At 69.7% G+C, this 12187-nt stretch carries 7 protein-coding genes, 2 tRNA genes and 2 pseudogenes; 7 read left to right on the forward strand and 4 right to left on the reverse strand.

The features are described from left to right. Positions 1-327: 327 nt before the first annotated feature. The gene (locus OG975_RS18540; RefSeq protein WP_406330387.1) at positions 328-2130 is read right to left on the reverse strand and encodes a DEAD/DEAH box helicase; all 1803 of its coding nucleotides are present in this window, start codon (positions 2128-2130) and stop codon (positions 328-330) included. Positions 2131-2265: 135 nt separating this feature from the next. Then, positions 2266-3711, reverse strand: a complete 1446-nt coding sequence (locus tag OG975_RS18545; RefSeq protein ID WP_406330388.1) for an MFS transporter — start codon at positions 3709-3711, stop codon at positions 2266-2268. 240 nt (positions 3712-3951) lie between these two features. Here OG975_RS18545 and OG975_RS18550 point away from each other — a divergent pair. From OG975_RS18550 to OG975_RS18565, 4 genes and pseudogenes are all read left to right on the forward strand, one after another. Beyond that, positions 3952-4049: transfer RNA gene (locus tag OG975_RS18550), tRNA-OTHER, on the forward strand. An 8-nt stretch (positions 4050-4057) separates the two neighbouring features. Beyond that, positions 4058-4129, forward strand: a tRNA-Cys gene (locus tag OG975_RS18555). A 482-nt stretch (positions 4130-4611) separates the two neighbouring features. After that, positions 4612-5325 (forward strand): hypothetical protein, encoded by a 714-nt coding sequence (locus tag OG975_RS18560; RefSeq protein ID WP_406330389.1) that lies wholly within the window; start codon positions 4612-4614, stop codon positions 5323-5325. A 173-nt stretch (positions 5326-5498) separates the two neighbouring features. Continuing rightward, a pseudogene (locus OG975_RS18565) lies at positions 5499-5648 on the forward strand (alkene reductase); the annotation flags it as partial. Between the two features lie 7 nt (positions 5649-5655). Here the strand turns inward: OG975_RS18565 and OG975_RS18570 are convergent. Then, positions 5656-5903, reverse strand: a pseudogene (locus OG975_RS18570) (GNAT family N-acetyltransferase); the annotation flags it as partial. Positions 5904-6213: 310 nt separating this feature from the next. Here OG975_RS18570 and OG975_RS18575 point away from each other — a divergent pair. The 3 genes from OG975_RS18575 to OG975_RS18585 all read left to right on the forward strand — a co-directional run bounded on the left by OG975_RS18575 (position 6214) and on the right by OG975_RS18585 (position 10807). Further along, a complete protein-coding gene (locus tag OG975_RS18575) occupies positions 6214-7386 on the forward strand; it encodes an IS4 family transposase (protein ID WP_405868176.1) in 1173 nt (390 codons plus the stop codon). 321 nt (positions 7387-7707) lie between these two features. Beyond that, positions 7708-9363 (forward strand): IS1182 family transposase, encoded by a 1656-nt coding sequence (locus OG975_RS18580; RefSeq protein WP_406326582.1) that lies wholly within the window; start codon positions 7708-7710, stop codon positions 9361-9363. Positions 9364-10048: 685 nt separating this feature from the next. Further along, the gene (locus tag OG975_RS18585) at positions 10049-10807 is read left to right on the forward strand and encodes a DUF4365 domain-containing protein (protein ID WP_406330390.1); all 759 of its coding nucleotides are present in this window, start codon (positions 10049-10051) and stop codon (positions 10805-10807) included. Between the two features lie 73 nt (positions 10808-10880). Here the strand turns inward: OG975_RS18585 and OG975_RS18590 are convergent, their stop codons facing one another. Continuing rightward, on the reverse strand, positions 10881-12101 hold the full coding sequence (locus OG975_RS18590) for an SUKH-4 family immunity protein (RefSeq protein ID WP_406330391.1): 1221 nt from the start codon (positions 12099-12101) through the stop codon (positions 10881-10883). Positions 12102-12187 lie beyond the last annotated feature (86 nt).

Below are 12187 nucleotides of genomic sequence, written 5' to 3' on the forward strand. Positions count from 1 at the left end.
TCTTCCCGGGCGGAGTCGCTTCACGGCTGCGCTCCGCGGCGGCGCTGCCACGGGGCGTGTGCGTAGCCGGGACAGTAGCGAGCCGGTCCGCTCAGCGGAAGTCCACGTCCAGAATCCGGGCACTGGCTGGTACGGACTGATTCCGTTTGCCCCCATACGCACGGCGCTCATCACACGGCGTGCACGACCCGCGCACACAGCGCACACGCCCACAAACGCGCCCCCGAAAGGGGCGCGAGGAACTGCGCGACCAGCCACAGACGGTCCGCGGCCGAAGAACAACCGGCACACCCCGGAACCGCGACCGCCCCGGCACAGCGCCCAGCGTCACCGCATACGGGTGGCCCACTCCTGCACCTTGGCGATCCGCTGCCGCAGCTGTCCCGCCGTCGCCTCCGCGCTCGGCGGCCCCCCGCACACACGCCGCAGCTCGGTGTGGATCACGCCGTGCGGCTTGCCGCTCTGATGGACGTACGCGCCGACCATGGTGTTGAGCTGTTTCCGCAGCTCCAGCATCTCCTTGTGGGAGACCACGGGCCGCCGCTCGGCGGGCAGTTCGAGCAGATCCGCTTCCTCGTCAGGCTTCTTGCGGCTGTGCGCGATCTGCCGGGCCTGCCGCTTCTGGAGGAGCATCTGCACCTGGTCGGGTTCGAGAAGCCCCGGAATGCCGAGGTAGTCCTGCTCCTCCTCGCTCCCCGGGTGGGCCTGCATCCCGAACTCGGCGCCGTCGTACAGCACCCGGTCGAAGACGGCCTCGGACTCCAGCGCCTCGAAGGAGAACTGCTCCTGCTCGCCGGTGTCCTCGTCCTGCTCCCGGTTCGCCTCGTCCATCTCCTGCTCGGACTCGGCGTACGGGTCCTCCTCGCCCTCCTTCTTGGGCTTGTCGAGGACGTGGTCGCGCTCGACCTCCATCTCGTTGGCGAAGCCCAGGAGGTCGGGGACGGTCGGGAGGAAGACGGAGGCGGTCTCGCCGCGCCGCCGGGACCGTACGAAACGTCCGACGGCCTGGGCGAAGAAGAGGGGCGTGGAGATGGTGGTGGCGTACACGCCGACCGCGAGCCGCGGCACGTCGACGCCCTCGGACACCATCCGCACCGCGACCATCCACCGGTCGTCGCTGTGGCTGAACTCGTCGATGCGGTTCGAGGCGCCGGTGTCGTCGGAGAGGACGAGGGTCGCCTTGGTCCCGGTGATCTCGCGGATCAGCTTGGCGTACGCGCGCGCCGAGTCCTGGTCGGAGGCGATGACGAGCGCACCGGCGTCCGGGATGCCCTTCCTGACCTCGGTCAGCCGCTGGTCGGCGGCGCGGAGCACGCTGGGCATCCATTCGCCGCGCGCGTCGAGGGCGGTGCGCCAGGCCTGCGAGATGGCGTCCTTGGTCATGGGTTCGCCGAGGCGAGCGGCGATTTCGTCGCCCGCCTTGGTGCGCCACCGCATGTTGCCGCTGTAGGAGAGGAAGATGACCGGCCGCACGACCCCGTCGCCGAGGGCGGACCCGTATCCGTACGTGTAGTCGGCGGAGGACCGCCGGATCCCGTCGTTCCCCTCCTCGTACGTCACGAAGGGGATGGGGTTGGTGTCGGACCGGAAGGGCGTACCGGTGAGCGCGAGCCGCCGGGTGGCGGGCTCGAACGCCTCAAGACACGCCTCACCCCAGGACTTGGAGTCACCGGCGTGGTGGATCTCGTCGAGGATGACGAGGGTCTTGCGCTGCTCGACGCGATTGCGGTGCAGCATGGGCCGCACACCGACACCGGCGTACGTCACGGCGACGCCGTGGTACTCCTTGCTGAGCGGCCCCGCGCTGTACTCGGGATCCAGCTTGATCCCTATCCGCGCGGCCGCCTCCGCCCACTGCTTCTTCAGATGCTCGGTCGGCGCGACCACGGTCACCTGCTGCACGACATGGTGGTGCAGCAGCCAGGACGCGAGCGTCAGCGCGAACGTCGTCTTGCCGGCGCCGGGCGTGGCGACGGCCAGGAAGTCGCGCGGCTGCTCCTGGAGGTACCTCTCCAGCGCCCCGTGCTGCCAGGCACGCAGCTTGTTGGCGGTACCCCAGGGGGCGCGTCCAGGGAAGGCGGGTGAGAGGTGGTGCGAGGAGGAGGCGGCACTGGCGGCGGTGGTAGTCACGGTCTCCGTGTTTGGGGTCGAGCGGCTCGGCTACGTATGACAACCGGGCCACCCTACCGGCGACCCGGATGTGTCAACGCGCGGACGACGCCGGGTCACCCGTGGATGGGACTGAGCTCACATCACTGCTACCACTCAAGAGCGTGCCCGCACCCGCGTCGTCACCCAAGCCCCCACCAGCGCCACCCCGGCCATCGGCAGGAACACGGCGGAGAAGGCGGCGGGGTGGGAGCCGGTCGCCGAGGTGGCCGTATCCGTGATGGCGCCGCCGCCGAGGGCCGCGAAGGCCGCGCCGCCCACGGCGAGCAGCAGCACGTTCGACAGACCGTCGGAGATCTGCAGCGCGGCGGAGTTGGCCCCGGTCTCCTCCGGCGCCGAGAGGCGCAGCAGCAGCACGCTGGTCGAGGCCGTCACCAGCCCCATGCCGAAGCAGCCGAAGCCCCAGGCCACGGCGACGATCCACACCGGCACGGAGTGGATCAGCACGCTGGGCACGGTGGCGATGGCGGCCGCGAGCAGCACCATGCCGAGGAACATCAGCCGGGCCCGGTACGGCTCCGTCCGGGGCCGCGACTGCACATACGACCCCAGCGCCCAGGTCCCGCCGGCCGCCGCCAGTGAGAACCCGGCGAGCGTCGGCGACAGCCCGCGCTGGGTGACCAGCATGAGCGGCACGAAGGACTCGGCGGCGATGAAGGCCCCGGCCGCGACCCCGCGCAGCAGCACCACGGACGGCAGCCCGCGCGCCGCCCGGTACGTGCCGCGCGGCAGCAGCCCGAGGACGGCCGGCACGAGCAGCGCCGCGCCGGCGAGGGCGGGGACGAGCGAGAGCCAGTCCAGTTCCTGGGCGGCGTACTGGAGGAGCGCGGCGCCGAGCGAGATCCCGAGCGCGAGCCGGATGCGCCGCCGGTCGAGGGGCGCGCGGCCGGCCGCCTCGCGCGGGCCGGACGTCCGCCGCCGGATCTGCGGCAGCGCGAGCGCCAGCGGAAGGACGACCAGGACTGGTATCCCGGTGAACACCCAGCGCCAGCCGAGGTGTTCGGTGACCGCGCCCGCGATCAGCGGTCCGACCACGGACGGGACGACCCAGCCCGCCGCGAACGCCGCCATGATCGCCGGGCGCAGCCGCTCCGGGTAAGCCCGCGCCACGACGACGTACAACGCGACGACGACCAGCCCGCCGCCGAGCCCCTGCACGGCCCGCCCGAGGATGAACACCCACATGGTCCCGGCGGTCCCGGACAGCAGCAGCCCCGCCGCGAAGGCCGTGATCCCCGTGGTCAGCGGCGCCAGGGGCCCGTCCCGGTCCCCCCACTGCCCGGCAAGCACCATCCCGAACAGACTCGTCGTGAAATACGCCGAGAACGCGAACGCGTACGCCGACACCCCGTCGAGCTCCCGCGCCGCCACGGGCATCGCCGTCCCCACGGCCGTCGCCTCGAACGCGATCAGCAGCTCCACGAACACGATCCCGATACTGAGCGCCCGGTAGGGACGGCTCAGCACACCCCCCTCGGCACCTTCCGACCCCTCGGCCTCGGACGGAACCGGCGTGGCATCCCGCGCTTCCAGTGCTGTCATGACCGCCAGCGTAAGAGTCACACCGGGCGCTGGCCCCTGTCGGAAGACCGTGATCAACTGCGCCTTTGGTCCTACGACCAGCCGCCCCACACCCCCACCAGCCGACCACCACCCGACGTTTCATGAACGGCGTATGGCAGTCCCATTGCAGCACCCACCCACCCCTTGAGCCACGCCCACGCCCCCGCCTACGGTCAACCCATCAGGTCGGAACGAGTGAGCCGTGCCGCACCTGAGTCCGGCCGTGTGCCCGAGTGGTTTAGGGACTCGCCTGCGCTGCATCCATCAGCGGGCTCCGCCCGCGGGGAGTCACGTGGGTTCAATTCCCGCCACGGCCGGTGCGTATGGCCGTGTGCCCGAGTGGTTTAGGGACTCGCCTGCAAAGCGAGTTACGTGGGTTCGATTCCCGCCACGGCCTCAACTGCCTGACCAGGCAAAACGAGAGGGCGGCACCTCAGAGGGGTGCCGCCCTTTTCGTCGGCCGTCTCAGTTGCGAGGCGAGCTTCGCCCAGATCCAACAGTGGACAGTCGATGGGATTTTCAGGGCCACGGAGAGCCACAGCCCACGACGCCAGCAGTGCAAGGCCTGCGCTCGGCACAGTGGGGAGCCTCAGTAGGCGCGGATGGCCATCATCACGACCATGGATGCAGGGCTGTGCGTCAACGACTGACGCCAGGTCGGACCCTTCTGCCGGCCGCCCTCCTCTACGGGAGGGCGGCCGGTCCCGTTGCCCCAAACGGGGGGAAGGGCACGTCTTCGCCCGGCATGGCACCTCACCAGGGATGACGTGGATGCTATGGAGCTCCGGGCGACTACGTAGAGCTCCTGATCGGTTGCAGATAGCGATGATCCCTTTCACGGTGGGCACAAGATCCGACGCACCATCGAAGGGAACATCCATGCCTGCTCTGCCCGCACGGCGCATCGCGTCCTCCGCACTCTGCGCCACGCTCCTGCTCGGGATCGCCGCACCGGCCTCCATAGCCGCGGACAGCGCCTCGGCGCGTGGCCGCACCCACGCGGCGGCACCCGTACCCGGAGCGGACGCGCTTCTCGCGCAGGTCCAGACCCTGGCCGACATCGGCGGCGTACTGACCCCGGTCACCGAACTGCTCACCGCCGCGCTGAAGGCGGACAACGGTCAGCTCTCCGCCGACGAGGCGGCGAAGCTCGGCCAGGCGGTGAAGGACGCGATCGCCAAGGTCACCGCGGCGGCTCCGGCGACGCCTCCGGTCACGTCCACGCTCCCGGCCGCTCCGGCGCTGCCCACCGTGCCCGCGCTGACGAAGAGCGCCGAGGGCAAGGGCGGCGACAGGGCGCCGGGCGCCAAGCAGCCGCGCGCCGAGGCTCCCTCGGACCTCAAGGGTGACGCGCTGGCCGCCCTGCAGAAGGCGGTCGACACCCTGCTCAAGGCGGTCACGTCCGGCGACGTCGCCCAGGTCGCGCCCGCGGTCACCGGCGTGGTGACGGGTCTCGTCAACTTCGTCGTGGCCACGGTGCTCGGCGGCGGTCTGCCGGCGGCGAACCTGCCCGGCCTGCCGGCGCTGCCCAGCGTGACGGGCGCACTGCCCACGGGTTCACTGCCGACGACTGGGGTCCTGCCCGCCGCCTGAGCCCCTGGAGCGATTCCTGAGCCCGGGGCGCCTGCCTGAGGCGAAGCAGCCGCCACCCCGCCGTCGTGCCGACCGTCCCTGGTCGGCACGACGGCGGGGTGTTGTCACGAACATTGCACCATCGACGGCAACCCTGAACCGCGCCGCACTTGAGAACGCGGCCCGGCGGGTGGGCATTCGGCCGCCTGTTCATCGCCAACCCCGACCTCGTACGTCGGATGCGCGAGGACGCACCCCTCAACCACTGGAACCGGCCGACGTTCTACGGCGGCGCCGAGGGCTACACCGACTACCCGGCCCTCCCCGCCGCCAACGGCTCCTGACAGCCCCCAGGACGGACCATTCCAGGCGCTGGTAGCCGCGTTCCACGCAGATCCGCGCGAGTCCCGTCAGGAGTGCCTTGCCGCGGGCGGCGGGGCGTACGTAGAGGTTTCCAGGTAGATGCCGTGGACTCCGCGCCAGGTGGAGAAGTTGAGGAACCACAGGGCGAGCCGACCGGATCGCCCTGTGGTGTCGTCGGCTGACCGACAGCGTTCGGAGGGTCGAAGCCACTGACCCCACGGGGCGGAGGTGGCCACGCTACAAGTCCAGCGACGATGTCACCGTTGCCTTGTGCCAGTGGTGATAGCGACTGGTCAGCACGGGCCCCGACCGTCTCGGTTTCCGTCTCATTCACTCCCGTCCGGAGCCGTCCACGGCCGTTCACGCTCCGGGCGGGAGTACGGGAATGAACGAGGCTGAACACCCCTGGATCAGGCTCTGACCAGTCTGGACGAACCTGCAAAGCGAGTTACGTGGGTTCGATTCCCGCCACGGCCTCTAGCGCCAATGCCGTTGCGTTAGCTTGCGGGCGTACGCTGAAGTTCAGTGGTCCCGGGGGTGGTTCGGGTGGCTGCAAGCGTCTCTGAGTTATCGGGTTTAGGCCTGCTGACCTGGGTCTATCCGCCAGGTCTGGTGGATCGGGTGGTGGCTGCCTGTGGTCGTGTGGAGCAACGCAAGCGCCTGCTCCCGGCCCGGCTGGTGGTGTATTTCGTGCTGGGGCTGGCCCTGTTCTCGCCCGCTCCGTATCTGGACGTGATGCGGCATCTGGTCGAGGGACTGCGCGGTCTGCGCCTGCTGGGCACCTGGCATGTCCCGGCGAAGTCGTCGCTGTTTCGGGCCCGGCAGCGGCTGGGCCCGGAACCGCTGCGGGTGCTGTTCACCACGACCGCGAAACCGATGGGCACCGAAGCCACCCCGGGCGCCTTCTGGCGCGGACTGCGGCTGCTGGCGGTGGACGGGACCTGCTGGGACGTCGCCGACAGCCCGGCCAATGAGGCTGCCTTCGCACGCCCCGGAAACACCCGCGGCCACGACAAAAGCGCCTTTCCCCAGGTGCGGATGGCCTGCCTGGTGGAGGTCGGCACGCACCTCGTACTGGACGCCGAACTCGCCGGCTGCCGCACCGGGGAAGTGACCTTGGTGAGCCGTCTGCCCCGTTCCTGCGGCCCCGGGCAACTGGTCCTGGCCGACCGCGAGTTCCTCGGTGTGCCGTTGTGGCGGTCCTTCACCGCCACCGGCGCTCAGCTGCTGTGGCGGGTGCCCGCCAACCGGGTCCTGCCCGTCGAGCGGCAGTTGCGGGACGGGTCCTGGCTTTCGCGCATCCACGCCCACACCGATCCGGCCCACACCGACCCGGTCACCGTGCGGGTAATGGCCTACCGGCTGAACGGCACCGGCCATGCTGCCGAGGGCTACCGGCTGGTGACCAGTCTGCTCGACGCCCGCCGCTATCCCGCCCGCCAGCTGGCCGCGCTCTACCAGGAGCGCTGGGAAGTAGAGAGCGTCTTCGCCGAGATCAAGACCCATCAACGCGGAGCCCACGTCGTCCTCAGCAGCAAAACCCCCGACGGCGCCCTGCAGCAGATCTGGGCACACCTGCTGGTCCACCACGCCCTGCGCGAACTGATGGTGAGAACGGCCGCGACCCGGGGCCTGGACCCCGACCGGATTTCCTTCACCGAAACTCTGCGCTCCGCCCGACGCAGTGTGACCGTCACGCCGGGCAGTTTTTCCCCCTGACCTCCTGGTCAGAACGCTCGTCCTGCTCCAGCACGACCTACTCGAACGACTCCTGCCGGCCAGACGCCTGCGCAGCCAGCCCCGCGTCATCAAACGCAAGATGTCCAACTACCGGCTCAAACGGGCCGAACACCACACCTGGCCCCAACCCACCCGAACCGGCACCCGAGCAATCACCATTCAACGACCCCAACCCGCAAACCCGTAACGCAACGGCATGACTCTGTTGGTGATCTTGGCGGGGTGGTGACGGCGGTCGCTGGTGGTGGTTGGCTGGTCGGTAGCGGGGCGGCCTCGGTTTAGGGGCGGTGGACGGTGTCGATGCGTCCGGCAAGTTTCCAGCGGATTCCCCCGGTGACGGTCCGGACGGCGTGGGCGGCGTGTCCGAGGGGGACGCCGGTGATGCTGATGCGGGACCGGCTGGATGTGGTGTTCGCCGACGAGGACTTCGCTCATCTGTATCCGGCCGATGGCCGACCGGGTTTCTCGCCAGGGCAGTTGGCGCTGGTGTCGGTGCTGCAGTTCGCGGAGAACCTTTCGGACCGGGCGGCGGCGGATGCGGTGCGCACGAGGATCGACTGGAAGTACGGGCTCGGCCTCGAACTGGACGATCCGGGGTTCGACTATTCGATGCTCAGCGAGTTCCGGGCCCGGTTGGCCGAGGGCGACCGGGCCGATCAACTGCTGCAGTTGATGCTGGACCGCTTGGTGGCGGCCGGGCTGCTCAAGGGGCGGGGCCGACAGCGTACCGACGCCACCCATGTCCTGGCGGCGGTGCGGCGTTTGAGTCGGCTGGAGTTGGCGGGCGAGAGCGTTCGGGCTGCTCTGGAGGAGATCGCCGAGGCCGATCCGGACTGGCTGGTGCCGCTGATCGAGCCCGAGTGGGCCAAGCGGTACGGCCGGAAAGTCGAGATCGGGAAAGTCCCGGGCGGCAAGGTGGCGGTGCGCGAACGCGCCGAGGAGTTCGGCCGGGACGGGCAGAGACTTCTCACCGCGGCCTGGGCGGCCGACGCCCCACCCCGTCTGCAGATGCTGCGGCAGGTGGAGATCCTGCGGCAGGTCTGGATCCACCAGTACTACTGGGATCGCGAGGGGCAGCTGCGCTGGCGGGAGGGCACTGCCCTGCCGCCGGCCTCCCTGCGGTTCGACTCCCCGTATGACACGGACGCGCACTACTGCGTCAAACGTGATGTCGAGTGGAGCGGATACCGGGTTCATTTCACCGAGTCGTGTGATCAGGACCTGCCGCACCTGGTGGTGCACGTGGCCACCACCATTGCTCCCGTCCAGGATGGGCAGTTGACCGAGAAGATCCACGACGACCTCGCGACCCGTCGCCTGGCTCCTGCCGAGCACATCGTGGACACCGCCTACCTCACTCCCGCCCACGTCGAGCGGGCCCAGCGCGTCCACGGCATCACGCTGCTCGGCCCGATCCTCGCCGACAACAGCCGCCAGGCCAAAGCCGGCTCGGGCTTCGACAAGGCGGCCTTCACCATCGACTGGGTCAACGAGCAGGCCATCTGCCCGCGCGGTGCGACCAGTGCGTCCTGGACCAAGCTGAATATCTCCGGCCACACCTATCTTCAGGCCCGCTTCGCCGAGACCGACTGCCGGCCCTGCCCAGACCGTGCCCGGTGCACCTCCTCCGCCACTCGAGCCCGCTCCGTCGCGGTGCTGCCGCGGGCACTGCACGAGATCCAGATGCGCAATCGGCTCGACCAGCAGACCGAGCAGTGGCAACGTCGGTACGCGATCCGCGCCGGCATCGAGGCCACCCTCTCGCAAAACGTCCGAACTCACGGCCTGCGCAGAGCCCGCTATCGAGGCCTGGCCCGCACCCACGTGCAGCACGTCCTGACGGCCATGGCCTGCAACCTCAGCCGCCTCGCAGACTGGAACGACACCGCCCCGTCGGCCCGCCGGGCACCCCGCTTCCGAACTCTCTGCAACACAGCCGGATTCGCGATCACCTGACGCCCGAGATCACCAACAGAGTCACGGCATTGCCTCTAGCGCTGGGCTGACCAGCAAGAACGACCGCATGAGGGCGGTATGACGCACCGTTGGAACGGTGCTGGGCAGTCGCTTGCACGCCTGCGGACGGACGTAGGACGCCCACCCGAGCCCCCGGACAAGGGGCGTCATGAGCACCGCTACGGCCACCAAGCCGCGCAAGAGCCCGTTTCCGGGCCGCTACTGCCGACAAGCGCGGTCAGGCCTATCGGGCGGACGGCGCAGACCGGCATGGCGGGCAGACCGATCAGCGGAATCGGAACAGGGCGTGGTCGTCCATCGGCTCAGGCCGTTTCAGGCCGTCGGAACGCGTCGACGTTACGCGCGCACCAGTCCGCGAAAGTCCGCGGCTCGCGTCCGAGCAGTCGCTCGAAGGTGTCCGTCCGGAACCCGACGGTGTCGGCGCGCATGAGGTTGAAGCCCTCGATTACGGCGACTCCGCCATCACCTGACACTCCCACGCCCCCGTCTGAACAGATCCGGGTTCGATTCCCGCCACGGCCTCCAAAACCGGCGTCGCTGCCGACCACGCGCTCCCGTGGTGCGGGGGCGGCCGCACTCTTTCCGGGCGCTCTCTTCCGGGCGTTCACCGTCACTGCTCCGCCGTAGCCTGTCCCCTTCATCAGGTGTCACGGGGGGCGGCGGTATGGCGAAGGTTCCTGAGAGTCGGCGGGTTGGGCGGGTCGCGGTGAACAAGCTGCGGTCGCTGCTGGAGCAGCATGGCCACATCGTCCAGGAGATCGACGGGGTGAACGACCACGGTGAGGATCTGTACGTCACCTTCGTGCACGCCGGCCGGCGGACCGATGCCTCGGTCGCGGTGCAGGTGAAGGGAGGCGCATCGCATCGCACGCGCCGCGGGTACCGGGTGCCTGTGGGGCAGCACGCCGAGAACTGGCGCAACAGCAATGTGCCCGTGCTGTGCGCGGTCCACGATCCTCAGCCCGACACCCTGTTCTGGGGCAACGCCACGCGTCAGCTTCGAAGGGCACAGGCGCAGCGCAAGACCTTGAAGTCCATTGTCCTCGGCAGGGAATCGGTGCTGAACGACGACACCGTGGACGACTTCGTACGACGGGCCCGCCGTTACGTCGATCTGGAGCGCGAGGGCCTGGGCAGGTGGGCCGACATGGCGGGTGTCGAGTTTGGCGAGACGGACATCGTCAAGCCCTTTGAGAACGAGTACGGCGAGCCCATGGTCTTCTGGCAGCGCAAGGGCGTTCCCCTCGCGACGCTCCTGCACCACGACCTGGACTGGGAACCCGTCCCCATCAGCGAGGACACCCTGAGGTTCGGACCTCTCTTCCCCTCGGTCGCCGGTGTCATCCTCAACGACGCCGAGGCACACTGGCTGGCGGCCTGTTTCAAGGCCAGCGAATGGTGGCGCCGTCCCGAGAGCGATTGAAGGATTGAAGGGCCGAGCGCTCGCCCGTGCCGGACGCTTCTCGCCGCCGCCCCGGCACCGCTTCGCGCGCCCTCTACCCGTACAGCGACCCGTACAGCGTTCCGCCCGCCTGGTCCTCGAATATCTCCGGCCAGTAGCGCCAGCCGTCGTCGCCGGGAAGGGAGAGGGTGGGATCGCAGGCGACCGGGTCGACCGTGGCGAGGGTCTGGGCCATGGTGGCGGCGAGTTGTTCGTAGGAGTCGGTGAGGTGGTGGGCCGCGTCGAGGGACTTCTCGCGGTGGAGCAGCCAGAGCGTGAAGGCGAGGGTGGAGATGTCGGCGTTGAGGGGGCGGAGGGTGAGGTCGGGCTCGCTCCAGGCGAGGACCGCGCCCGTGGTGCCGTCCACGACGAGGCTGGTGTCCTCCAGGAGGTAGCCGAGGCGTATCAGGCGGTCCGCGGTCGTGGGGAGTTCGTCGGCGGAGAACTCGCCCTGGCGCTCGTCCGCGTAGTACTCGGTGAGGGCCGGCAGGGGCACCTCCGTGTCCAGCTGGAAGAGGAAGCCGTCCTCAGGCAGGCCCGTCTCCCGCAGGAAACGGCGGGTGGGCTCGTGCGTCAGCGCGGACGGGAAGTCGACGTCCTCGAAGCGCATGATCTCGCCCGTGCCGAACTCCTCGTCCAGCAGTCGCTTCGGCAGGTCGAGGACAAGCCCCTCGCCGGGGCCCGCGATCCGGGCGAGCGGGCGGATCAGGGCGGCCATGCGCCAGTACGGCGGCACATGCCCGAACACGCCCGCGCCCGCAGCCTCACCCGCGCCCACACCCACACCCACGCCCGACGTGAACATCTCCGTCAGGCGGGCAGTCGTCTCCGTGACCGTCTTCGGGCCGAACGGGCCCCGAGGCGCCGTCAGTTCCTCCGTGGCCGCCGTGAAGCGCAGCAGTGCCTCCAGGGAGGGGGCCAGGGGCGACAGGGGGGACAGGTCCAGCAGGGCGGGGTTCGGGTGGACGTACGTCGTGGAGATCTTCCCGTTCGTCCCGTCCAGCACGATCGACTCAAGGTCCCTGTCCAGGTTCCTCAGCGCCCCTATGACGAGCTGGTCCCGCAGCTCCTCGGCGAGCTTCTCCGCGTCGCCGGCCAGGTCGGCGAGCCTCCGCAGCCCGTGCTCCCGCAGCGCGGCGAACCCCAGCAGCCGGCCGTCGGACGGCAGCCCGGGTCCCCTCAGCCACCGTCGCGTCCCCGCGTGCGTGACGTACGGATCCAGCTCCTCGTCGGTCAGTGTGATCGCGCCGCCGACACCGATGTCAGTCGTGCTCATGGCTCCCCCGCGCAGATGAACACATCGTGCTTCCCCCAGGCAGGAACACCCCGGCGTCCCGCGGCAGTTCCTCATTGAGCCAGAAC

The sequence above is a fragment of the Streptomyces sp. NBC_00203 genome (genome assembly GCF_045206325.1).
In the GTDB taxonomy this organism is placed as follows: Bacteria; Actinomycetota; Actinomycetes; order Streptomycetales; family Streptomycetaceae; genus Streptomyces; species Streptomyces lutosisoli.